Annotated in this window: 28 protein-coding genes and 1 riboswitch; of the genes, 21 read left to right on the top strand and 7 right to left on the bottom strand. The window is 37.9% G+C overall.

The features are described from left to right. The first annotated feature begins 5 nt into the window (after nucleotides 1-5). Genes dtd through CHB58_RS04950 form a run of 3 tightly spaced genes read left to right on the top strand, consistent with a single transcriptional unit; the run spans nucleotide 6 to nucleotide 2,335 of the window. Nucleotides 6-452, top strand: coding sequence for a D-aminoacyl-tRNA deacylase (gene dtd / locus CHB58_RS04960; protein ID WP_089323004.1), 447 nt, complete (start codon nucleotides 6-8; stop codon nucleotides 450-452). 10 nt (nucleotides 453-462) lie between these two features. Next, complete coding sequence (locus CHB58_RS04955) at nucleotides 463-1,545, top strand: mechanosensitive ion channel family protein (RefSeq protein WP_089323003.1); 1,083 nt, start codon at nucleotides 463-465, stop codon at nucleotides 1,543-1,545. Continuing rightward, nucleotides 1,535-2,335, top strand: a complete 801-nt coding sequence (locus CHB58_RS04950; protein ID WP_089323002.1) for a 6-carboxyhexanoate--CoA ligase — start codon at nucleotides 1,535-1,537, stop codon at nucleotides 2,333-2,335. The genes CHB58_RS04955 and CHB58_RS04950 overlap by 11 nt, the downstream gene beginning before the upstream one ends. Here the strand turns inward: CHB58_RS04950 and CHB58_RS04945 are convergent. From CHB58_RS04945 to CHB58_RS04935, 3 genes are read right to left on the bottom strand one after another with little or no spacing between them, the layout of a single operon-like run. Further along, entirely contained in the window at nucleotides 2,299-2,718 is a 420-nt protein-coding gene (locus CHB58_RS04945; RefSeq protein ID WP_089323001.1) for a bactofilin family protein, read from the bottom strand. The genes CHB58_RS04950 and CHB58_RS04945 overlap by 37 nt on opposite strands. Continuing rightward, nucleotides 2,699-3,568, bottom strand: a complete 870-nt coding sequence (locus tag CHB58_RS04940) for a M23 family metallopeptidase (protein ID WP_089323000.1) — start codon at nucleotides 3,566-3,568, stop codon at nucleotides 2,699-2,701. Before CHB58_RS04940 ends, CHB58_RS04945 begins: the two co-directional genes overlap by 20 nt. A 45-nt stretch (nucleotides 3,569-3,613) precedes the next feature. Then, nucleotides 3,614-4,540: a ketopantoate reductase family protein gene (locus tag CHB58_RS04935; protein ID WP_089322999.1), complete on the bottom strand. Its 927-nt coding sequence runs from the start codon at nucleotides 4,538-4,540 to the stop codon at nucleotides 3,614-3,616. 96 nt (nucleotides 4,541-4,636) lie between these two features. On the opposite strand from CHB58_RS04935, the gene ligA reads away from it, so the two are divergent. Continuing rightward, nucleotides 4,637-6,808, top strand: a complete 2,172-nt coding sequence (gene ligA / locus CHB58_RS04930; protein ID WP_089322998.1) for an NAD-dependent DNA ligase LigA — start codon at nucleotides 4,637-4,639, stop codon at nucleotides 6,806-6,808. Then, on the top strand, nucleotides 6,805-8,193 hold the full coding sequence (gene mnmE, locus CHB58_RS04925) for a tRNA uridine-5-carboxymethylaminomethyl(34) synthesis GTPase MnmE (RefSeq protein WP_089322997.1): 1,389 nt from the start codon (nucleotides 6,805-6,807) through the stop codon (nucleotides 8,191-8,193). Before ligA ends, mnmE begins: the two co-directional genes overlap by 4 nt. A 19-nt stretch (nucleotides 8,194-8,212) precedes the next feature. On the opposite strand, the gene CHB58_RS04920 is transcribed toward mnmE, so the two are convergent. From CHB58_RS04920 to CHB58_RS04905, 4 genes are read right to left on the bottom strand one after another with little or no spacing between them, the layout of a single operon-like run. Next, a complete protein-coding gene (locus tag CHB58_RS04920) occupies nucleotides 8,213-9,160 on the bottom strand; it encodes an NAD-dependent epimerase/dehydratase family protein (RefSeq protein WP_089322996.1) in 948 nt (315 codons plus the stop codon). Next, nucleotides 9,160-9,633 (bottom strand): universal stress protein, encoded by a 474-nt coding sequence (locus CHB58_RS04915; RefSeq protein WP_089322995.1) that lies wholly within the window; start codon nucleotides 9,631-9,633, stop codon nucleotides 9,160-9,162. Before CHB58_RS04915 ends, CHB58_RS04920 begins: the two co-directional genes overlap by 1 nt. Before the next feature lie 26 nt (nucleotides 9,634-9,659). Next, nucleotides 9,660-10,130, bottom strand: a complete 471-nt coding sequence (locus CHB58_RS04910) for a universal stress protein (protein ID WP_089322994.1) — start codon at nucleotides 10,128-10,130, stop codon at nucleotides 9,660-9,662. 15 nt (nucleotides 10,131-10,145) lie between these two features. Continuing rightward, complete coding sequence (locus CHB58_RS04905; protein WP_089322993.1) at nucleotides 10,146-11,114, bottom strand: DUF814 domain-containing protein; 969 nt, start codon at nucleotides 11,112-11,114, stop codon at nucleotides 10,146-10,148. Nucleotides 11,115-11,184: 70 nt separating this feature from the next. Here CHB58_RS04905 and hpf point away from each other — a divergent pair, with 70 nt between their 5' ends. From hpf to CHB58_RS04825, 16 genes are all read left to right on the top strand, one after another. Continuing rightward, on the top strand, nucleotides 11,185-11,739 hold the full coding sequence (gene hpf, locus CHB58_RS04900; RefSeq protein ID WP_089322992.1) for a ribosome hibernation-promoting factor, HPF/YfiA family: 555 nt from the start codon (nucleotides 11,185-11,187) through the stop codon (nucleotides 11,737-11,739). A gap of 35 nt (nucleotides 11,740-11,774) precedes the next feature. Then, nucleotides 11,775-11,882, top strand: a riboswitch (TPP riboswitch). 78 nt (nucleotides 11,883-11,960) lie between these two features. After that, nucleotides 11,961-12,764: a sulfide-dependent adenosine diphosphate thiazole synthase gene (locus CHB58_RS04895; protein ID WP_089322991.1), complete on the top strand. Its 804-nt coding sequence runs from the start codon at nucleotides 11,961-11,963 to the stop codon at nucleotides 12,762-12,764. Continuing rightward, nucleotides 12,764-14,068 carry a phosphomethylpyrimidine synthase ThiC gene (thiC, locus tag CHB58_RS04890; RefSeq protein WP_089322990.1) on the top strand — a complete coding sequence of 435 codons (1,305 nt, stop codon included), beginning with the start codon at nucleotides 12,764-12,766 and terminating at the stop codon, nucleotides 14,066-14,068. Before CHB58_RS04895 ends, thiC begins: the two co-directional genes overlap by 1 nt. 106 nt (nucleotides 14,069-14,174) lie before the next feature. Then, entirely contained in the window at nucleotides 14,175-14,531 is a 357-nt protein-coding gene (gene rsfS, locus CHB58_RS04885) for a ribosome silencing factor (RefSeq protein WP_089322989.1), read from the top strand. Then, nucleotides 14,525-14,944 (top strand): 23S rRNA (pseudouridine(1915)-N(3))-methyltransferase RlmH, encoded by a 420-nt coding sequence (locus tag CHB58_RS04880; protein ID WP_089322988.1) that lies wholly within the window; start codon nucleotides 14,525-14,527, stop codon nucleotides 14,942-14,944. The genes rsfS and CHB58_RS04880 overlap by 7 nt, the downstream gene beginning before the upstream one ends. Nucleotides 14,945-14,950: 6 nt before the next feature. Continuing rightward, nucleotides 14,951-15,844: a nuclease-related domain-containing protein gene (locus CHB58_RS04875; RefSeq protein WP_089322987.1), complete on the top strand. Its 894-nt coding sequence runs from the start codon at nucleotides 14,951-14,953 to the stop codon at nucleotides 15,842-15,844. After that, the gene (selD, locus tag CHB58_RS04870; RefSeq protein WP_089322986.1) at nucleotides 15,841-16,878 is read left to right on the top strand and encodes a selenide, water dikinase SelD; all 1,038 of its coding nucleotides are present in this window, start codon (nucleotides 15,841-15,843) and stop codon (nucleotides 16,876-16,878) included. The genes CHB58_RS04875 and selD overlap by 4 nt, the downstream gene beginning before the upstream one ends. 102 nt (nucleotides 16,879-16,980) lie before the next feature. After that, entirely contained in the window at nucleotides 16,981-17,364 is a 384-nt protein-coding gene (locus CHB58_RS04865; protein WP_089322985.1) for an NADH-quinone oxidoreductase subunit A, read from the top strand. Then, entirely contained in the window at nucleotides 17,337-17,873 is a 537-nt protein-coding gene (locus tag CHB58_RS04860; protein ID WP_089322984.1) for an NADH-quinone oxidoreductase subunit B, read from the top strand. Before CHB58_RS04865 ends, CHB58_RS04860 begins: the two co-directional genes overlap by 28 nt. A gap of 1 nt (nucleotide 17,874) precedes the next feature. After that, nucleotides 17,875-18,354, top strand: coding sequence for an NADH-quinone oxidoreductase subunit C (locus CHB58_RS04855; protein WP_089322983.1), 480 nt, complete (start codon nucleotides 17,875-17,877; stop codon nucleotides 18,352-18,354). Next, nucleotides 18,354-19,499: an NADH-quinone oxidoreductase subunit D gene (locus CHB58_RS04850; RefSeq protein WP_089322982.1), complete on the top strand. Its 1,146-nt coding sequence runs from the start codon at nucleotides 18,354-18,356 to the stop codon at nucleotides 19,497-19,499. The genes CHB58_RS04855 and CHB58_RS04850 overlap by 1 nt, the downstream gene beginning before the upstream one ends. Continuing rightward, on the top strand, nucleotides 19,496-20,467 hold the full coding sequence (gene nuoH / locus CHB58_RS04845; RefSeq protein ID WP_089322981.1) for an NADH-quinone oxidoreductase subunit NuoH: 972 nt from the start codon (nucleotides 19,496-19,498) through the stop codon (nucleotides 20,465-20,467). Before CHB58_RS04850 ends, nuoH begins: the two co-directional genes overlap by 4 nt. A 14-nt stretch (nucleotides 20,468-20,481) precedes the next feature. Further along, nucleotides 20,482-20,994 carry a 4Fe-4S binding protein gene (locus CHB58_RS04840; protein ID WP_219350080.1) on the top strand — a complete coding sequence of 171 codons (513 nt, stop codon included), beginning with the start codon at nucleotides 20,482-20,484 and terminating at the stop codon, nucleotides 20,992-20,994. After that, the gene (locus CHB58_RS04835; protein ID WP_089322980.1) at nucleotides 20,984-21,484 is read left to right on the top strand and encodes an NADH-quinone oxidoreductase subunit J family protein; all 501 of its coding nucleotides are present in this window, start codon (nucleotides 20,984-20,986) and stop codon (nucleotides 21,482-21,484) included. The genes CHB58_RS04840 and CHB58_RS04835 overlap by 11 nt, the downstream gene beginning before the upstream one ends. Next, entirely contained in the window at nucleotides 21,481-21,795 is a 315-nt protein-coding gene (nuoK, locus tag CHB58_RS04830) for an NADH-quinone oxidoreductase subunit NuoK (protein ID WP_089322979.1), read from the top strand. The genes CHB58_RS04835 and nuoK overlap by 4 nt, the downstream gene beginning before the upstream one ends. 4 nt (nucleotides 21,796-21,799) lie before the next feature. Then, complete coding sequence (locus CHB58_RS04825; protein ID WP_089322978.1) at nucleotides 21,800-23,281, top strand: monovalent cation/H+ antiporter subunit D family protein; 1,482 nt, start codon at nucleotides 21,800-21,802, stop codon at nucleotides 23,279-23,281. Nucleotide 23,282: the final 1 nt, after the last annotated feature.

Raw genomic sequence — 23,282 nt, 5'->3', positions numbered from 1 at the left:
AAAGCATGAAAGTTGTTATACAGAGAGTAAGTGAAGGAAAGGTAAGTGTAAATGGAGAAGTTACAGGTGCAATAAAGAGGGGAATCGTAGCTCTTGTAGGATTTGAAAAGGGAGATTTACCTTCATTTCTGGAAAAGATGGCGGATAAAATAGTAAACCTTAGAATCTTTGAAGATGAAAACGGAAAAATGAATCTTTCGTTAAAAGATATAAAAGGAGAACTTCTCCTTGTCCCAAACTTCACCCTTGCTGCAGACTGTAAAAAAGGCAGAAGACCGAGTTTCCAATCATCAGAATTACCTGAAAAGGCAAAAGAGATGTTTGAAACATTTGTCAAAGTCTGTGAAAAAGAGGTTCCTGTTAAAACAGGAGTGTTCGGTGCTGATATGAAAGTTTATATTTTAAATGACGGCCCTGTAACTTTGATTTTAAACTCAAAAGAAATTTTCTAAAGGAGGAAGAATGAACTTTTATTTTGAAGCAGAAAAAGTTTTAAAATATCTTCCTCCACTGATTTTCATAATCTCTTCTGTTATTATCATAAAACTTCGTCCGACAATAAATAAAATCCTTTTAAAACAGTTTGCAAAAGATAAAAAGATAACGAAGGGAGAAAAATTAACCCTTGAGTTTTCAACAATTATTACCTACATACTGGCAACCTTTCTGTTTCATATGGGGGTGCTTCAGTTTAATCTGCCACCTTTCTGGAGAAAGGCTATAGACATAACAGCTTACTGCCTTTACATAGGTCTTGCAACTTTTGGAATTTTAAAGCTGGTTGACATGGTTATCAACTACATGAGTGAAAAAACAAAAAAAACCGTTCCCATTTCAGAAGAACCGCTTGTAGAAACATATTTTTCAATGATTTCAAAAGTAACCAAAATATTTATAGTTTTTGTAGCTTTCATAATACTTCTTGATAAACTCGGATTTAATGTTACCTCTTTAATAACATCCCTTGGTGTTGGTTCTCTTGCTGTTGGTCTTGCTGCTCAAGACACAATAAAAAACTTTATATCAGGTATTCTTCTTGTTACAGACAGACAATTCAGAATAGGGGATAGAGTTTACATAAAAGACATTGACGTTGACGGCTACGTTTACGACATAGGACTTAGAACAACAAGAATCATCACAATTGCAGGGAACAATCTCATAATAGTTCCAAACTCAAAACTTACAGAAGGTGTTATAGAAAACGCCCTTTATCCCGATGCAAAATTTAAAGATTCTATAAAAATCGGAGTAGCTTACGGCAGTGATGTTGAACTTGTTAAAAAACTCATTATAGAAGCTATAACATCCACCCCGGATGTTCTTCAAAATCCTCCTCCTTCAGTGTTTTTCATAGATTTTGGTGATTCTGCACTAATATTTCAGGCATTTTACTATGTTAAAAAGAAAGACATAGCCTACAGAGTAAAATCGCAGATAAATGAAAAGATTGATAAACTGTTTAAAGAACACAATATAGAAATTCCATTCCCATGCAGAACAAACTACTTCCCTGAAGGAGTAAGGGTGAAAATTGAAAGGTAAAAAGCTTTTCAGTATAAAAATGCGGGCATGTAGAAGCGGAGAGCACATCTCAGGAGCTGAAAGAATAGCACAGGAGCAACAGATTCCAGAAATTACAAAGCAGCTGTCCCAGAGAGCGTTAAATCATTCAAAAGGTAAACCTGACCTGATAAACATCAAAATAGAGCTGCTTGAAAAGGAACCCATCCCTCTTAAACTTCTTTCCATTTATGAAATAGAAGACCAAAGGAATTATACTTTAAAAGAGATTCTGTCAAAACTTTTCCAGAAAGCAAATATTGACGAAAGTGTAGGATTTTCTGTCTATAAAGCACTAATAAGTGGTGCTTCTCCATCTGGCAGAGTGATGAGAGGAGCTATGGTAGTAGATATACTAACAGGAGTGAGACTTGAACCTGATAAGTTCAGAGGGATAAGGGCTTCCTACATGGACATAACTCAAGAAGCTTTTGAAAAACTTAAAAAAATAACGGGAGACAGATTCACACCGAACATGAAAGATGCGGTGATTCTTTCAACAAAGGTTCTCCACCACAAAAACGTAATAGCAGAACTGTGCATATCCGACGACCCGGATTACACAACCGGATACTTTTCAATAAAAGGAGTAGGATACATAAGAATAAAGGACATTAAACCTTACGGACTTCCAAAAGGCGGAAGGGCTTTTTTTGTAAAAGGAACTGTTAAATTAAAAGAGTTTATAGAATATATGGAGTCAACTCCGGTGCTTATGGTTGATACCGATAAATATTACTGTTTACCGCTCTCTGAAATACTGGAAGCCTGATTAAACGACTTTTCTGCAAATTTACCTGAAGAAACCTTTCCAGAAACACTTGCCCCTTTCTCTACAACAAAATCTTTAGCAAAAATCTCCCCCTCAACAACAGCAGTTGATTTAAGCTCAAGTGTTTGAGCGTAAATATTACCTTTTACCGTCCCCTGAAGAATAAGAACATCAGCATTAACATTTCCGTTTACAACAGCAGAAGCACCAAGTATCACAAAATCACCTTCAATATCCCCTTCTATCTGACCGTCAATTCTTACCTTGCCTTCAGCCTTTATATTTCCTGACACTTTCAGTTCTTTTGAAAGAATACTTTTTATCTCCGAAGAGCTGTAGTCTTTTTTTGGTTTAATCTCTTTCTTATCTCCTTTTCCAAACATTCCCTGCAACCTCCAGAAATTTCATCGGATTAATCCATCTATTATCTTTCATTACTCCATAATGTAGATGCGGACCTGTACTTCTTCCAGTATTACCCATCTCTCCTATAACCTGTCCAAGCTTCACTTTCTGACCTTTTTTAACATAAATCTTCCTTAAATGAGCATAAACAGTTTTATAACCTGAAGGGTGTCTGACAACCACTATTTTACCCCAACCTGCCCATCTGCCGACCTGAACCACTTTTCCATCCGCAGTTACACGAACAGGAGTTCCAGGTTTATTGGAAATATCAACTCCAGGATGAAACGCAAGAAGATGAGTAAAAGGATCAACTCGCATACCAAATTTTGACGATATTTTTCCGTAAGCTGGGACTCCAAAGGGATATATTCTCAAAGTATCTATCATCTCATCAACAGTATCAAGGGACTGATAAAACTGCTCCACATCCATCTTTTCAATCGGAATATAAACTCCCCCTTCTCCACCGTTACCGGATTTTAAACTTTTCTTAATTCCGGCAGTTTTCATAATCGTATCTATCATCTTAACCCGCTGTGAAAGTGCCTTAACAACTTTATCTCTTTCCTCTGTTAACTTCACCACCTCTTCTTCTAACTTCTCATTTTGAGAAGAAACAGCGGCAAGATGCTCTTTAAGTTTCATATTCTCTCTGGCAACATTTTTAAGCTTTAAAGTTGAAGTAATTGCAACATAACCTACAAAAAGGAAAAAGCAGAAAAACAGAAAAATGACTCTTTTAATTTTTTTCGGAGAAATGGTATAAGTTTTATACTCCCCTAACTCATCCTCTATAACTATTATCTGCACTCTATCCTTTGCCAAACCTATACCCTCTTTAAAATTTCAGAAATTCTATCATAACAGTATTTAGATTTTTCTCTGTAAATCAAAAAACTTCACAGTCCCATAAACACATTCATTATAAGGAATTTTCATTCCTTTTCTCTTTGCCTTCCTTATCAATGCTCCTGTTATCCCTTCTATCTCTATAGGTTTCCCTCTTTCAAAATCAAGAAGCATTGAAGTTTTATATTCTCTAAGGTCAGAAGAAGATTTAAGATACCCTTCAATGGTGGAATCCTTAAGCGATATTCCATAAGCAGCAGCTACCTTTTTACACTCAAGCATCAGGTTCTTTAAAATAGAACGGGTATATTCAAACTCAAGCATCTGACCAACCGTCACTCCGGTAACAACAGAATATGGATTAAATGCAACGTTCCACAACAACTTTTTCCACAGAGTGTAATTAATATCTTTTGATATCCTTACATCTATCCCGGCCTTTTCCATGTCCGCTGCAATATGCTTTATCCTGTCAGAAATTTTCCCATCAATCTCACCTATCTCAAGAAGCCCCGCCGCCTCATGAACTATAACACCAGGCTCTTTAAGATAAGAACCGATAAAAGCCGTTGCACCTATAACTCTATCATCACCAAGATACCTGCCTATTATCTCCTCATTCTCTATTCCGTTTTGAACAGAAACAACTGCAAAATCACCGTTAACCTTTGAAAGTTCTTGCACAACACTTTCAGTATCATAAGACTTTACACACAAAAGCACCACATCACAATCTTTAAGCACATCATAAGAATCTGTAAAAACAACTTTTCCAGATTCCTTTACAGTAAATTTCCCGTGTTTATAACTTTCCACAGTAAGTCCTTTATCTTTAAAAACCGATAGATATCTTTGTTTTGTAACAAAAACCGTTTCAAATCCTCCCTTTGCCAGCATTCCACCATAAAAACCGCCTACACCACCAACTCCAACTACACCGTATCTCATAATAAACTCTCCTACTTCCCGATTTACACTTTCAAATCTTACCAAAAGAGGCTATTATTTTTATAGGTTTTAAGTCATCAGGAAGGAGAGATAGCCATGAGATACACAGTATCAGAAGAGCTGGAGATGCAAAAACTTACAGACCAGCTTCTAAAGAAAATAGACAGAAAAAATTTCATAGATAAAATCACCAGAGAGGAAGCCGAAAAATTTGCGGAAGATTTAAGAAAAGTTATACGTTACCACGATTATAAATACTATGTGGAAGCAAATCCTGTAATATCAGACTACCAGTATGATAAGCTGTTCCACGCTCTTGAATCCATAGAGAGGAAATTTCCCGAACTTATAACACCCGACTCTCCAACTCAGAGAATAGCACCGGCATTTACCGGAGAGTTTCAAAAAGTTAAACATCTTGCCGAAATGACATCTCTTGAAAACACCTACTCTCCAGAAGATCTGAAAGAGTGGGACAGAAAAGTAAGAACCACCCTTGGGGTTGATAAGGTTGAATATGTAGTAGAACCAAAATTTGACGGAGCAAGTATTGAACTTGTGTATGAAAATGACACCTTCGTAAGAGGTGTAACAAGGGGAGACGGAATTGTCGGTGAAGATGTTACTTTAAATGTAAAAACCATAAAATCAATCCCATTGAAAGCACCTTTTTCAAAATACGGCATCAAACTTATCTCCATCCGCGGTGAAATAATCATGCCAAGAAGTGTTTTTGAAAAGCTTAATAAGGAGCGAGAAAAAGCGGGACTTCCGCTCTTTGCAAACCCAAGAAACGCAGCAGCCGGCACGATGAGACTAAAAGACCCCCAGGAAGTTGCAAAAAGGAACCTTGACTGCTACACCTATTTTATTCTTTACAGTGAACCGAAGAAACTATGCAAAGACATAAAAACCCACTGGGATGCTTTGAACATTTTAAGAGATTGTGGCTTTAAAGTATCTCCATTAAGTAAGCTTTGCAACGGAATAGAAGAGGTAATTGACTACATAATGAAGTGTCAGGAGGAAAGGGAATCCTGGGATTTTGAAGCTGATGGAATGGTGGTGAAGGTTAACGACACCTGTGCATGGGAAAAGCTTGGCGAAACCCTTCACCATCCAAGATGGGCAGTTGCATATAAATTTCCGGCAAAGCAGGCTGTAACAAAACTTTTAGATGTGATATGGCAGGTAGGAAGAACGGGAGCCCTTACACCTGTTGCCGTACTTGAACCTGTTGAAGTGGGTGGAGTAGTTGTATCAAGAGCTTCCCTTTTTAATCCAGATGAGATAAAAAGAAAAGATATAAGAATAGGTGATTACGTTCTTGTTGAAAGAGCAGGAGAAACTATTCCCTACATAGTGGCACCGGTAAAAGAGAGAAGAACTGGCAATGAAAAGCCTGTAGAATTACCAAAAACATGCCCTGAATGCGGCTCTCCTGTTGTTCACGAGCTTGACGAAGCCGTCCCGAGATGTCCCAACATAAACTGCCCGGCACAACTAAAAGAACACCTTATCTACTGGGGAAAGGTGCTTGATATAAAAGGACTTGGTGAGTCAACGGCAAATCTACTTACAAAAAAAGGATTTGTAAAAAACATTGCCGACCTTTACACAATTGATAAAAATGAACTGCTAAAGCTCCCGGGATGGGGAACTAAAAAAGTGGAAAATCTCCTATCCCAGATAGAAAAATCAAAAAATGCTGAATTTTACAAAAAGCTAACAGCCCTTGGAATAAGACACGTTGGGGAAAAAACAGCAATGCTACTTGCAAAGAAATTTAAAAACCTTGACGAACTGATGAACGCACCGTTTGAAGAACTTGCAAACATTCCCGGCATAGGACCAATCACAGCAACAAGTATAAAAAACTTTTTCAAAGCTGAAAAAAATGTGGAAATGATAAATAAACTAAAAGAGGTCGGATTTAAATTTGAAAGAACAGAAGAGGAAGAGAAAGAAGAGGAACTACCAAAACCACTTGAAGGCCAGAATGTTGTATTTACAGGAGAACTTGAACACTTTACAAGAAAAGAAGCCCAGAAGATTATTGAACTTTTAGGAGGAAACCCTACAAATTCTGTCACAAAAAGAACATCTTTTGTCGTTGTAGGAGAAAATCCCGGTTCAAAACTTGCCAGAGCAGAAAAGCTTGGAATAAAGCGGATGAATGAACAGGAGTTTATAGACTTCATAAAACAGTTTGCAGAGCAAAATCCTGAAGTAAAGAAAATACTTGAAGAAAAAGGGATAAAAGCATGAAAGATTATCTCTGTGAAGACACAATAGCAGCAATAAGCACCCCGATAGGAAAAGGAGCCATAGGAATCGTTAGAATTTCGGGAAAAGAAGCCTTACCGATACTTAAAAAAATATTCAGAATGAAAAGCGGAAAAAAGAAAGAAACATTTGAAGATAGAAAAATGCACTACGGAATCGCAGTTGACACTAAAGGGGAAACAATAGACGAAATATTAGCAGTTTATATGAAAGCTCCTAAAACTTTCACCGGAGAAGATGTTGTTGAAATCCACTCCCACGGCGGGATATATGTTGTCAGAAAAATTTTAAGGACCGTCCTTTCTCTCGGTGCCCGCCTTGCAGAACCGGGAGAGTTTACAAAACGAGCATTTATCCACGGAAGGATAGACCTTGTTCAGGCTGAAGCGATAAACGAAATAATAAATGCAAACAGTGAACTCTCGCTTAAAGTAGCGGTAAATCATCTCAAAGGAACGCTTAGCAAAAAAATTAAAGAGATAATGGACAATCTCTTCAACTTAAAAGCCCTGATAGAAGCAGCCGTTGATTTCCCAGAAGAAGACATTGAAATAATAGAATCGGCAAAAGTAAAAGAAGAGATAGAAAAATCTATAAAAGAGATTGAAAATCTCCTTAAAACTTATGATGAGGGAAAAATTGTAAGAGAAGGGATAAAAATAGCCATCGTCGGAAAACCAAACGTTGGGAAATCTTCCCTTTTAAATGCTCTTTTAAGAGATGAAAGAGCAATAGTAACCGACATTCCAGGAACAACAAGGGATATTATAGAAGAATCCATAACACTTAAAGGCATTCCTGTAAGGCTCATAGACACAGCAGGTATAAGAGATGCAAAAGATAAAGTTGAACAGATAGGAATCGCCCGCTCCATTGAAAAACTTAAAGAGGCAGATATTGTTCTGTTTTTAATTGACGGAGCTCAAGGATTTACAGAAGAAGACCGGAAAATTTACAGTCTTGTAAAAGATAATCCCAACACAATCGTTGTAATCAACAAAGCAGACATGCCTTTGAAAGTCTCCTGTAAAGAGTTTAAGAAAGAATGTATCACCATAAGCGCCAAGACCGGAGAAGGCATAGACAAACTTACAGAAAAAATAATGAACAAACTCCTTCTTGAACCTGAAACACTTTTCAAAGAAAGTGAAACGATGATAACAAGCGAACGGCACAAAAAACTTTTAGAAAAAGCTCTTAAAAGCTTAAAAAAGGTTCTTGAAAGTCTTGAAAAGGGCTTTCAATCTCCAGAATTCCTCTCAATAGACCTTGACGACGCAATAGACGTAATAGGTGAAATAACAGGGAAAAGAACCGTTGAAGATATGCTGGATATTATATTTTCAACATTTTGCATCGGAAAGTAATTTTTGAAGTGGGTAAAAATTACTTTTCCATCTCACACTCAAAAAGCAGTTTCAACCCCTCCTGAACAGTAAAAGAAGGTGAAAAACCGATTTTTTTCAGATTGGATATATCTGCACAGGAATGTTTTATATCCCCTTTCCTCGCAGGTGCAAATTTAACAGGTGGAATTTTCCCCGCTATATTTTCAATATATTTTAAAAGGTCAAGGAGGGATGTTTCTTTCCCTGTCCCTGTGTTAAAAACTTTTCCGTAGGCAGCTTCACTTTTCTCAACAAGTAAAAGTGCCTTTACAACATCTTTCACGTATATAAAATCTCTTGTCTGCTTTCCGTCTCCAAAGATTGTTATCTCAACGTTTTCTCCATTTAAAAACCGTAAAACCCTATCCACAAAAATTGAAACCACTCCCGAATAGGGAGAAAAAGGATCCTGTCTCGGCCCAAAAACATTGAAAAATCTGAGAGCACTTGTCTTTAATCCGTAAAGGTTAAAAGCATTTAGGACATACCTTTCAGAAGCATATTTATCAACAGCATAAGGAGTTTGAGGCTTAACAGGGTCATCTTCCTTTTTAGGAAGCCCGGGTAAATCTCCGTAAACAGCTGCAGAGGAAGCAAATATAAAGCGGGAAACGAAAAACTTTAAACAACAGTCAAGAAGATACATCGTTCCATCAAAGTTTGTTCTGTGAGTTTCTTCAGGATTTTCAACACTTTTTGCAACAGAAGCGACAGCGGCAAGATGAAAAACCGTGTCAAACTTGAAGGAATCAAACAGATTAACAACCCTTTCTTTTTCCCCGACATTCCCTTTTAAAACTGTTAATCTGCTATTTTCAGGAAGATTTTCCATTTTACCGGTGGAAAAATCATCAAAAACAACAACTTCCCTTCCTTCTTCAAGAAGCGATTCTACAAGATGAGAACCTATAAATCCGGCTCCGCCTGTAACAAGAACCTTCCCCATCACTCTCCCTTTTTAACAACAAGCACAGGCACTTTTGACTTTTCAATAACACCGTGAGAAACACTTCCAACAACAAGCTCCTCAATAAAACTTTTTCCATGTGCACCTAAAACTATAACTTTAGCCTCTTCATCCTGTGCTACTTCAACAATTCTATCTGAAAAATCAGCAGCAGCTGTTAAGTAAATCTTTACTTTCAATCCTTCCTCCTCAATTTCTTCTTTTACCTTATAAGCCATCTCTATAAGTTCACGAAACTGTCTTGCTTCATTTTCAGGAAGTTCAAACATCAACTCTGTTTTTTTCTCCATCAAGTTTACACCTTGAGGGAAACCTGTTGTTTTTGCATCAATAACATGAACAACCACCACCTCTTCCGCCCCGGCATCTTTAAGCCCTTTCACATACTCAATAGCCGCTCTTGCAAGTGGTGAAAAATCTGTGGCGTATAAAATCTTTTTAAACATCGGCATAGCCCACTCCACCAAACTGTTTTTAATCAGTCTCCCTTTTTAATAAGCAAAACAGGACATTTAGATTTCCTTACAACATCAAGAGAAACACTTCCGAGTATAAGCTCCTTCAGAAATCCTTTTCCGTGAGCCCCTATAACAATCATATTAACATTTTCCTCTTCAGCAATCCTGACTATCATTTCAGCAGCATTTGAGCCAGCAACTATTTTAAGAATCACAGAAATACCTGCTTTTTCAAGCTCATTTTTAATAACACTCGCTCTTTCAATAACATTCAACAGGTATTCCCGGTCTGCCTTATCAAGAACTTCAACTATCTCCTTTTCTTTTAAAAGGTCAGCACCTTCAGGAAGTGCAACGGTAAGTTCATTGACCACATGAACAACTACAACTTCTTCCATTCCCGCACTTTTTAACTTTTTAACATAATCAAAAGCATACCCGGCAAGCGGCGAAAAATCGGTAGAATAAAGAACTTTTTTAAAAAACGGCATCTTTTCCCCCTACATTCAATTTACCCTGAAAGGTGCAACATCTATTCCTGGAGAAACCTCCATCTTTTTCTCTTTCCCATTCTGTTTAACAATTACAGAAACTTTATCACTGTCCTTTCCGTCAGAATATCTTGCAACAATCATCGCAGCTTGCTCAACAGTTGAATCGGAACTATCCCACCTGAGTAAACCTGTAGGTCCTGGTACACTTTCAGTATATAATAAAATCTCTCCATCCTCAAATATCTCTTTTAATCTAGGGTTCTCTTCCCTATTTCTTCCAACAACAAGCTTTCCTTTACCTATACGAAAATGTCTTCCTATCTTTAAAAGCTCTGCATCTTTTACAGTTAGCTGGTCATGTGTAATCAAATCTTTTACCTTTCCAGCAAATGAAGGTTCAGTTAAAAGGCACCCCCCTGCAGGCGTTGGAAGATTCTCCATATTAAGTCCTATCTTTTCTATTATCTCAGGATAACGTTTTCTTGAACGACCTTTAATATCAAGAAAATACTCTCTTTTAATAATTCCTTCCTTTTCATAAACTGTCTCTGGAAGCAACCTGGCTGAAAGGGGTCTGAAAACTCTTCCTTTAAGACCTGCAATCCGTTCTATTCTTTTTAAGGAATCGCCTCTTTGAGACATAGGTCTCTGGCCTAAAACCTCTCCTGTAGCGATAATCCCATCACCAGCAATCTCTTTAAGTTTTCTCAGCATAAGTACTTTACAATCAATACAAGGATTTACATTCTTACCGTATCCGTGAGGAGGGTTCTTTAGAACAGGGAAAAATTCTTCGGTAATATCAATAATTTCAAGGTCTATATTAAGAGTTTCAGCAACTTTTTTCAACTCCTTTTCGCTTTTACCAAAAAACGGTGTTTTAAAATGAACTCCTATGACAGAAAATCCAGCATTCCTTAAAAGTTTAGCTGCAATAATGCTATCGAGACCTCCAGAAAACAGCAAATAAGCTTTTTTCATAAATCCTCTCTTCCCAAACCATTTATTTAGTAATACTTTAAATATAAGACCAGAAAAAGGAGGATGGGGTATGGCTACCTTAAAGCTTAATATTATCGGAAAAGACCTTGACCTGACAGATGCTCTAAAATCCATAATCAACGAGAAATTCGGGAAACTTGAAAAGTATCTTGGAAGTGCAAAAGAAGAAGTTTTTGCAGATGTAATCGTATCTAAAGAAAAATACAGAGCTTCTGTAGAAATAGTAATCTATAACATTTTTGACCATACAATCAGGATAAAGAAAGAAACAGATGACCTTTACACATCCATAGACGAAGTAGTTGACGCAGCAGAAAAACAGTTAAGAAGATTGAAAGATAAAGTTCAAAATAAAAGACACAACAGAGAAGGTATAAAAGAGTTTTCTCTCATAGAAGAGGAAACAACTGAAAAACCTATTAGAATTGTAGAAGTAGAGCCCGAGCTCTATAAACCTATTACCGTTGAAGATGCTGCCGTTAAGCTTTTAAGTTCAAATAGAGAATTTGTTGTTTTCTGTAACGCAAAAACAAAAAAAGCAGCAGTGCTTTATAAACGTAAAGACGGCAACTTGGGACTTATAGAAATTCCTCCGTGTGTATAAAAGTTGCAAATTTTTAAATTACCGATAAATTAAAATTGTAGCCGCAGGGGTGGGACAAGAGTCCCTGAGAGCCTGCATAGTGCAGGCAACCCTTGGAACCTGATCCGGGTAATACCGGCGTAGGGAGCGGCTAAAATCTTGAGGTTTAAGCAAAGATTTTAGCCGCTAACAGTTAACTGTTAGCGGCTTTTTTATTTTAAAACAAAAAGGAGGAAAAAAGCATGGAACTAAGTGAAGTAGTAATTTCAAGGGCAATCGTAGAAAGGTTCATGAACAAACTCCTCTCAAACCTAAAAGTGGATGTTGCAATTGTTGGTGGTGGACCATCTGGACTTGTAGCAGCATATTATCTTGCCAAAGAAGGCTTTAAAGTTTCCCTTTTTGAAAGAAAGCTCTCTATCGGCGGCGGAATGTGGGGCGGTGCAATGCTCTTTAACGAAATCGTTGTTCAGGAGATGGGAAGAGAAATCCTTGATGAGTTTGATGTTGGATATGAGAAATTTCAGGAAGGATACTATACGACAGATTCAGTAGAAGCTGTAACAACAATAGCTTCAAAAGCTGTAAAGGCAGGAGCGAAAGTATTTAATGGAGTAACCGTAGAAGATGTTGTTCTTAAAAAAGAGAATGGAGATTACAGAGTTTGCGGTCTTGTTATCAACTGGACTCCTGTAGAGATAACAGGTATGCATGTTGATCCTCTAACAATAGAATCAAAATTTGTGATAGATGCTACAGGGCATGATGCGTATGTGGTTTCCACACTTCAGAAAAAGGCTGGCATAAGACTTGACACAAAAACAGGATGCGTGGTTGGAGAAAAGCCGCTCTGGGCAAGTGTTGGTGAAGAAGATACCGTCAAAAACAGTCGGGAAGTGTATCCTGGAATCTATGTAAGCGGGATGGCGGCAAATGCCGTTTGCGGTTCTCACAGAATGGGACCGGTGTTTGGTGGAATGCTTATGTCAGGTAAGAAAATAGCCAAAGAGATAGCTGAAAGGTTAAAGCATAATGTGGAGGAATAATGGCTACTATCGTTGAACTTGTTAAAAAGGGTGATATTCCTATAGAAGTTAAAAAAGTAGCAGAAGATGAAAAAAGGGATGTTGATTATATAGTGCAGGGGTTGATTGATGGAACTATAGTAATTCCTGCAAATATTTACCACAGAGAAGATAAAAATTTCATTCCTAAAGGTATAGGAAAAGGGCTTAAAACGAAGGTTAATGTTAATCTTGGAACCTCTGCTGATATTGAGGATCTTCAACTTGAACTTGAAAAGTTGAAAGTTGCACTTAAGTATGGAACAGACGCTGTTATGGACCTTTCAACAGGGAAAGATATTGAAACAACAAGAAAAGTTATAGTGGCAAATTCACCGGTAATGGTGGGAACTGTTCCGATATATGAAGCTGTTGTTGAAGCTGTAGAGAAACATGAATTTATCGGGAAAATGACACCTGACGAACTGTTTGATGTAATAGAAAGGCACTGTAAGGACGGTGTTGATTTTATAACCGTTCACTGTGGTGTGACCCTTTCCTCCCTTGAAAGGCTTCAGAAAGAAGGAAGAATCATGAACATCGTTTCAAGGGGAGGTTCTTTAATCGCAGAATGGATGGTTTACAACGAGAAAGAAAATCCGCTATATGAGCAGTATGACAGACTTCTTGAGATAGCAAAAAAATATGATGTAACCCTTTCTTTAGGTGATGGAATGAGACCTGGTTGTCTTGCTGATGCGACAGACAGGTGCCAGATAGAGGAGCTTATAACTCTCGGAGAACTGGTTGATAGAGCAAGGAAAGCCGATGTTCAAGTGATGGTGGAGGGTCCTGGCCATGTTCCTTTAAATCAGGTAGAGGCAAATATCATCCTTCAGAAAAGACTCTGTCACGAAGCACCGTTTTATGTTTTAGGTCCAATTGTTACAGATATAGCTCCCGGATACGACCATATAACTGCAGCAATAGGTGGAGCAATAGCTGCAAAAGCCGGTGCTGATTTCCTCTGCTATGTTACTCCAGCTGAACATCTTGCTCTCCCTGATGTAAACGACGTTAGAGAAGGGCTCATAGCTTCAAAAATCGCAGGGCATGCAGCAGATATAGTAAAAGGTGTTCCCGGGGCAATTGATTGGGACGTAGCGATGGCAAAAGCAAGGGATGAACTTGACTGGGAAAAACAGTTTGAACTTGCCATAGACCCTGATAAAGCAAGAGAATACAGGGAAAAAAGAGCACCTAAAAAAGATGAGGAAACCTGTAGTATGTGTGGAAACCTATGTGCGGTAAAAACATTCAACGAAAGAGTTAAAAAGTCAAAATAAACAGGGGGAGTTCCCCCCTTTTCTTCTCTGCCATTTCACCGCTGATTTCATAAATCTCCGAATTTGGTAATATATTAAAAGAGAAAATCTTTTTGGAGGAGAAAGTTTGGATACCTTTGAAAAACTTAAAGTTGCACTTCAAACGGCACTTGACAAAAAAGCTGAAGAGCCTGTTATTCTTGACCTTACAGGGCTTGGGGCGCTTGCCGATTATTTTTTGATAGTTTCCGCTTTATCAGATACCCACGGCAAAACACTTGCAGACGAAATAACAAAAAAGCTAAAAGAAGAAGGAATAACTCCCGTTAGTATTGAAGGATATGACCTTGCAAACTGGATACTTATAGATTACGGAGATGTAATAATTCATATCTTTAAACCGGAAATAAGAGAACTTTACAGTCTTGAAAACCTATGGATAGATGCACCTCAAATATCTGTTGAAGAACTTATAACATGCTAAAAGTGATAGCTGTGGGGAAGATCCCGCACCACTTAAAAGAGGTTCAGGAATTTTACCGTTCAAAGATAGAAAAACTAACCAATTTTGAAATTGTTGAAATTAAAAAGCAGAGAACAAAAGATGAAGAAGGAAATCTCTTACTGAAAAAACGAAAAGGATTTACTATAGCACTTGATGAACGGGGAAAAGAGTTGGACTCTGTACAGTTTTCAAAGCTTATAGAGAAGCACCCTAATATTTCTTTTATAATAGGTGGAGCTGATGGTTTATCAGAAACCGTAAAGCAGAATTCCGATATGATTTTATCCCTTTCAAAACTCACAATGCAGCACGACATTGCAAGGATTGTGCTACTTGAACAGATATATAGGGGATTTCAGATAATCAGAAACACTCCATACCACAGGGAGTAGATAAGAATGATTATAAAAGAAGCCACTTATAGAAAAAAAGAAATAGAAGAACTGGAAAAACTCTTGAAAAGGGAAGACCTAACAAAACGACAGATTTTTCTCATAGAAAGAGAGCTTTACAGAATAAGAAAAGGAATAAAAGGAGAAAAAGACGCTGCTTACTTCATAAACTTCTACTTCAAAGATTCCAAAAACTGGTTTGTCCTACATGACCTTAGACTTGAATACAAGGGGCGAGTGGCTCAAATAGACCATCTGTTAATAAACCGACTTTTCCACATTTACATCCTTGAAACAAAAAATATGGGACAAAAAATAGAAATTACAGAAACAGGTGAATTTATCATTCACTATAAAAAAAGCAGATTTGGAATACCTTCTCCTATAGAACAGAATTTACGCCATCAGGCTCTCTTAAAAGAGATAATAGAAAATGAAAAGTTGCTTCCTGTAAGTTTCGGAATAAGAATCAAACCAAGATATTTCTCTTACGTGCTTGTTCATCCAAATACAATCATTAAAAGACCTCAAAAAGATAAATTTGATACAAGTTCTATAATTAAAGCAGATCAGATATACAATATTACACAGAAAAATGCTGAAAACTTAGGAATCATTCTGGACATTGTAAAACTTTCCTCAGAAGAAACTGTAAAAACCTTCGCAAGAAAACTTCTTCGTTTTCATAGGAAAAGCGAGGTAAACTGGTATAAATATTTTAATATAAAAGAAAAAATCACAGATTATAAACCCCCACGTCAATATTTTTGTGCAAAATGTAAAGCAACTATTTCTGAAAAGGAAGCTCTCTACTGCTGGGATAGGAAGAAAATTTTTGGTGGAAAAGCTTATTGTTATAAATGCCAACAAATCATAAGAAAAGGAAAAAGTCAGGTATGAAAGAAAAATTTAAGCTCACAACTACTGTAAGAGCTTCAGGCTGAGGAGCAAAGCTTAGCCCGGTCGGGCTTGAGAAACTGCTCAGCAACCTGAGCATTTATAGGGATAAAGACGTTATTGTAGGTATTGAAACGGCAGAAGACGCCGGAGTTTATAAATTGACAGACAGAATTGCTCTTATTCAAACGGCCGATTTTATCACTCCGGTTGTTGATGACCCTTATATGTTTGGGCAGATTGCCGTTGCCAACGCCCTATCAGATATATACGCAATGGGAGGAACGCCGATTACCGCAATAAACCTTCTAATGTTTGCCTCCTGTAAAGTGCCAGAAAATCTTCTTCCCAAAATATTACAGGGTGGAGCTGATAAACTAAAAGAAGCTGAAGTATCCCTTATTGGTGGACACACCGTTGACGATCTTGAAACAAAATATGGACTATCTGTAACGGGAATAGCACACCCGGAAAAAATAATCAGAAACTCAACTGCCAGACCGGGAGATATTCTTTACTACACAAAACCCCTTGGTATAGGAGTAATAACAACAGCAATAAAAGCTGACATGGCTAAAGATACAACCGTTGAAAAAGCGACAAAAGTAATGTCAACACTAAACAAAAAAGCTTCAGAAATTATGACTAAAATCGGTGCAAACGCCTGCACCGATATAACAGGTTTTGGCTTTTTAGGGCACACTTTTGAAATGGCAAAATTTTCCCATGTTGATATGGAGATTTTTAGTGAAAATTTCTCTTTTCTCCCTCAATCTTTTGAGTTTGCTCAAATGGGGCTTCTGCCGGCAGCAACGTATGAAAATATTGAGTATGTGGGGGACAACGTATCTTTCGCATCTCATATTTCAGAAGAGCTAAAACTTCTTCTGTTTGACCCGCAAACGTCAGGGGGACTTTTAATTTCTGTTCCTCCAGAACACGCAGAAAAATTTGAAAGAGAACTTAAAAATAACCAAATAGAATTTTCAGAAGTTGGTGTAGTAAAAGAGGGAAAAGGAAAAATACACGTTAAATAAATTCCATATGCAGAAAAAATAATATTAATTACAACTATTGACTTGGTGTAAAATTTTTGTAAAAATTATGTTCAGACATGCTAATTTTTAAGGGAGATAGGTATGGTATTTTCATGGTTGCATTTGGCTATTATACTATTTCTACTTGGTGGGCTCGGTTTTGCTGTCGGTCCTTTAATGGCTTCAAAGATGCTTTCACATAAAATCAAAGATGAACTTTTATACACTTCTTATGAGTGTGGGATGGTGCCTCACGGCGATGCGTGGGGCAAGTTTGGAATAAACTATTACTTCTATGCCCTTATATTTCTCGCTTTTGATGTTGATGTTTTATACCTTTTTCCGGTAGCAGTTTTTTACCCGCAAGCTCCAGGAATAGTGCCGTTCATAGACGTTTTAATTTTTGTAGGAATTCTCGGAGCAGCTGTTATCTACTTCCTTAGAAAAGGGGTATTCACATGGCCAAGGAAAATTCACATACAGTAGAGCCGCTTATTAAACCGGAAGTTGTTCCTCCGGTTGTAAGATTTGCAGTAGCCGAAAAATTTATAGAGATGTGCCGCTCTCTATCTATCTGGCCCATGGCTTTTGGTCTTGCCTGCTGTTCTCTTGAAATGATGGCAGCTGGAATGAGCCGCTTTGACCTTGCACGGTTTGGCTCAGAAGTTTTCAGGCCGTCACCAAGACAGGCAGATTTAATGATAGTTCCTGGAGCAATTTCAAAAAAGATGGCACCTGCAATTGTAAGGTTGTATGAGCAGATGCCTCATCCGAAATGGGTTATAGCCTTCGGAAGCTGTGCAATATCAGGTGGACCGTTCGTATTTAAAGAACAGTACGGAATAATAGAAGGAATAGATAAGCTTATTCCTGTAGATGTTTATGTTCCAGGTTGTCCTCCAAGGCCGGAAGCACTGTTTGAAGCTATATTTAAGCTTCAAGAGCTGATAGGCGGGAAACGTTGGTGGCCTCATCCTCCCAAGGAGGCAAAATAGTATGGAACTTTTCAAAGGTCTTGATATAAAAGTTATAGAAGATGAAAAATTGAAGGGCAGTAAGCACCAAATAGTAGCGTCACCTGAAATCATAAGGGAAATTGCAGTAAGATTTAAGGAAAACGATTATTTCCTTGAAGATATAATGGCAATGGAATTTAAAGAATGTTTTCATCTTCTTTATAGATTCAACCATTTTAAAACTCCAGGAACAATAACTGTAAGAGTGTCAATTGAAAAGGATCCAGCAGAAATTGAAACAATTTCTGACATCTACCAGGGTGCTCTGTGGCACGAAAGAGAAGTTTTTGAGTTTTTCGGGATTACTTTTAAAAACCATCCTGATTTAAAACCTTTATTACTTCCCGCTGAAGATTTTGAAGGATATCCGTTAAGAAAGAGCGAAAAAACCGTCAAATCTATAAAAGATGTGTTTCCAATGCTGTTTGACGAAACCGACCAAGAAGAGGAGCAATCCTGATGGAATTCTGGAAAGAGGATTTTTACTCAAAAAGATTTGCAGAGAAAAAGAGGGACGATACAATAATTGTTAACATAGGTCCTCAACACCCCGCAACTCACGGTGTATTAAGAGTAATCGCTGAACTCTACGGTGAATATATCGTAAGAAGCGAATGTGTTTTAGGGTATCTCCACAGAATGCAGGAGAAGATGGGGGAAGTTAAAACTTATCCCCAATTTTATCCAAATACTGGAAGACTTGATTACGGCCATGCCCTTGCCTGGAACTGGGCTTATGTTGGTGCGATAGAAAAACTCGTTGGGATAGAGGTTCCAGAAAGGGCGGAGTACATAAGGGTTATAACAACAGAACTTAACAGGATAGCTTCTCATCTTCTCTGGTGGGGTGTTTATATCCTTGACCTTGGAGCATTTACCCCTGTTATGTATGCATTTGAAGACAGAGAAATAATTCTTGATATACTGCAGAGAATAACAGGCTCAAGATTAACCTATACATACTTCAGATTCGGCGGCGTATTCCAGGATATAGACTCTAAATTCATCGAGCAGACAAAGAACTTCTGTAAAAGAATGCGTTCCAGATTAAACCTTTATCATGAATTTGTTACAGAAAACATGATATTCAGGAAAAGGGTTGAAGGTGTTGGAATATTCACAAAAGACCTTATAACAAGGTACGGAGCAACAGGTCCTGTAGCAAGAGGTTCAGGAATCAATTACGATGTAAGGAAAGCCGAACCTTATGGTGTCTACAACCACTTTGACTTTGAAATACCTGTTGAGAATGGATGCGACTGTCTTGCAAGGTACATGGTAAGAATGAGAGAGATTGAACAGAGTTTAAACATAATAGAACAGGCGATAGAAGGACTGCCTGAAGGTGATTTTAAAAATAAAAAAGCCCCAAAAGTGATAAAACCCCCAGCAGGTGAAGTTTACTTTTCTGTTGAAAGTGCAAGGGGAAAGGTTGGAATATACGTAGCAAGTGACGGAGGAATGAATCCATATAGAGTTAAACTTAGGTCGCCAACCTACTCAAATTTAAGCTTACTTGATGAAGCATCTGAAGGAATGATGCTTGCAGATTACGTTGCAACCCTTGGAAGTTTAGACCTCGTTATTCCGGAGATAGACAAATGAGTGGAACAGAAGGAACACTTATAAAAATAGTCGTTGGTTTGCTTCTGATTCTCGGTTTTATAGGATTTAACGCTATTTTACTTGGATACGGAGAAAGAAAGATTTCCGGATTTATTCAAAGAAGACTTGGGCCTTATGCTGTCGGTCCTCACGGCTCGCTTCAGATGATGGTTGATATGGTAAAACTTATGACAAAGCAGTTAATAACTCCTAAAAAAGCTGACAAATACCTTTTCTGGGCCGCGCCACTTATTGCTTTTATGTCTGTTCCTGTGCTTTTTATGGTTATACCTTTCAGCCCTACTTTTACCGTTATCAATTCAAACCTTGGCATTGTACTTATCCTCGCATTTTCAGGATTAAACGTCCTTGCCTTATGTATAGGCGGCTGGGGTTCCAACAACAAATGGTCATTGCTTGGAGCTGCAAGGGCAGTTTCTCAGTTTATTGCGTTTGAAGTTCCGATACTTCTTGTAGTTCTATCAATTGCCCTTATGACAGGAACGCTAAATCTTTCAGAAATAGTAAATCAGCAGGGAGGTTTCCCCTGGCAGTGGAATATAGTTTTGCAACCTTTAGCGTTTGTAATTCTATTTGTAGCATCCCTTGCAGAGATGAACCGTGTACCTTTTGACCTTCCAGAAGGTGAAAGTGAACTGACAGCCGGATACAACACAGAGTATGGCGGAATGGGATTTGGTCTTTTTGTCCTTGCTGAATATACCCACATAGTTGTTGCTTCATCTGTAATGACTGCCCTGTTTCTCGGCGGGTGGAAAGGACCTGTTTTCTCAGGTGTTTGGTGGTTTTTATTAAAGATGTATCTTCTCTGCTTTATTATTCTGTGGATAAGATGGGCTTTTCCAAGGGTAAGATTTGATCAGCTTTTAAACTTGAGCTGGAAATATCTCATACCGGCAGGAATAGTTAACCTTCTGATTACTGCATTGTTTGTAAAACTATTCTAATCAGGGAGCGAAAAGTGGCTTTTATAAAGGAGGCTAAAGAGATTTTAAAAGGCATTAAAAGTCTGTTTGTAGGTATGAAGATTACGGGAAAATATATGGTAGCTCCAAAGTTAACAGTTAACTATCCGTGGGAAACGGTAGGGAAGGATGCTCTTGAAGGCTTCAGGATGGTTATACAGCTTGTTCCTGTGCCTGCAAACGGGACTTCCCACAAGTGTGTGGGATGTGGGATGTGTGCAAGAAGCTGCCCTTCAAACTGTATAAAGCTTGATGTTAAGCAAACTGTTGAAGAGATAGAACTTCCAGATGGAAAGAAAAAAAAGAAAGTTAATAGAGAACTACAGGGATTTTATGTGGACTTTTCTCTGTGTAGTGTATGTGGTCTCTGTGTAGAGGTTTGTCCTACAAAGACACTGACTTTCTCAAATTATCCTTACATAGTTGGAACTGAAAGGAACGAATTTGTTTACGATATCCTTAAAGAATTTAACCAGAGATACGGTAAGGAGCAAAAAAATGGAACTTAACGCTGGATATATAGCTTTTGCTATATACACATTGATAATAATTGCTGGAGGTGTTCTGGCAATTGTAAGTAAAAACATAATTCGTTCTTTAGTAGGACTTATAGTTGTTCTTTTTGGTGTGGCAGGTATGTACTTCCTCATGGCAGCACCATTTATGGCGCTTATGCAGATTATGATATATGTTGGGGCGGTCAGTGTACTTATATTTTTTGCGATAATGCTTACTAAAAGTGATGCGGAAACCGGAATAGACTGTAAGAGACTTATAAAAAGTTTAATTCCTGCTGGTATTGCATCCTGTGTAATGATTTTAACAATAACACAGAGCCGTATAAACTTTACAGTTCCTGAAGAACTAACTCTTAAAGAGATAGGAAAGATTTTACTTTCTACCTATATGCTTCCCTTTGAACTTATCTCAATAGTTCTTTTTGTAGCGATGGCAGGAGCTGTTGTTTTAGGTTTTGAAAGAAGGAGGGAGAAGGAATGATACTTTCACCCCTTACACTTTTCCAAATAGTTGGTGTTGTTCTCTTTTTTATGGGTGTTACCTGCATGATTTATAAAAGAACTTTTATAGGAATGCTCATCGGTGTTGAGATAATGCTTAACGGTGCTGGAATGAATCTTGTGGCAGCGTCTCAATTAACAACGGCAGATAGTGCTACAGGACAGATAGGAGCACTTTTGATAATGGGACTTGCAGCAGCAGAAGCTACACTGATACTGGCAATAGTTCTTGTTGTATATAGGAGATTCAAGACAATAGAATCTGAAAAAGTTGCCACACTGAGAGGTTAAAAGAATGAAGGAGTTTATTTTAAGCTCACAAATGATAATACCATTAATACTTACAGGTATAGCTCCTATACTTATAGTTTTACTGAGAAAAGAGCCTAATAAAAAGGAAGCTGTATCGTTTGCAGTTGCCATTTTAACGTTTATATCGGTTATATCTCTTGTCCCTCCAGTGTTAAAAAATAAAGTTCTCATTTATAAGCTTTCAGAACTTTTACCGGGAATTTCCTTTAAGTTTGCAGTTGACGGAATGAGTCTGCTGTTTGCGATAGTATCTTCGTTCTTATGGATATTTGCAACAAGCTACAATATAGGATATATGCGCTCTTTAAAGGAGCATGCTCAGACAAGGTTTTTTGCATGTTTTGCATTTGCAATATTTGGTGCTTTAGGTCTTGCTTTCAGCGGTAATATTTTCACAATGTACTTTTTCTACGAAATTATCACAATAGCTACATTCCCCCTTGTTGGACATGAACAGACTGAAACAGCACTTGAAGGTGCAAAAAAATATCTTATTTACCTTATGGGAACATCAAAACTGTTCCTTTTACCTGCGATGATTCTCACCTATGTGTATGCCGGAACGCTTGACTTTAATTTGATGGACATTACAAAAGGAATATTCCCGACAACCACTCCCCACTGGGTTGTTATTCTTACATATGCACTTTACATAGCCGGTATAGCAAAAGCAGCCATTATGCCTCTTCACAACTGGCTTCCATCAGCCATGGTTGCACCAACACCTGTATCAGCTCTCCTTCACGCTGTTGCAGTTGTTAAAGCGGGTGTGTTTTCAATAGCAAGAATTGTTCTTTGTGTAATGGGTGTAGATTTAATGAGAAGGCTTCACCTTGATATACCAACCGCTTATCTTGCATCTTTTACAATAATTTTTGCTTCCATAATTGCCCTTACGAAAGATGACTTGAAAGCAAGAATTGCTTATTCCACAATAAGTCAGCTTTCCTATATTATTCTCGGAGTTGTATTGCTTGCACCTGCAGCCATTCAGGGAGGACTTTTCCACATTGCTGCCCACGCTTTTTCAAAAATAACACTGTTTTTTGCAGCAGGAGCAATTTATGTAGCAGCTCACCTTAAAAAGGTAAGCCAGATATCCGGTGTCGGCAGGAAGATGCCAATAACATTTGGAATGTTTGGCCTTGCAACACTGAGTATGATAGGGCTTCCGCCTGCTGTTGGATTTGTAAGTAAATGGTATCTGATTGAAGGTGCATTAAACGTTCATCAAACTATTTTCATGGTGGTTCTTCTCATAAGTGCACTGTTCAACGCTGCTTATTTTGTGCCTATTGTCTATAAGGGTTTCTTTGAAAAGCCAAAACCTGATATAGACATAGACCATATAAAAGAAGCTCCTTTAACAATGGTGATTCCTTTATCTGTAACTGCCATATTTTCGTTGTTGCTTGGAATATACCCTTACTTTTTCTTCCATCTTATCCAGACACTCTGGAGGTAAA

Source organism: Desulfurobacterium atlanticum (assembly GCF_900188395.1).
Taxonomy (GTDB): domain Bacteria; phylum Aquificota; class Aquificia; order Desulfurobacteriales; family Desulfurobacteriaceae; genus Desulfurobacterium_A; species Desulfurobacterium_A atlanticum.
The sequence above is the reverse complement of the archived record's forward strand: the minus strand, read 5'-3'. Positions and strand labels throughout refer to the sequence as shown.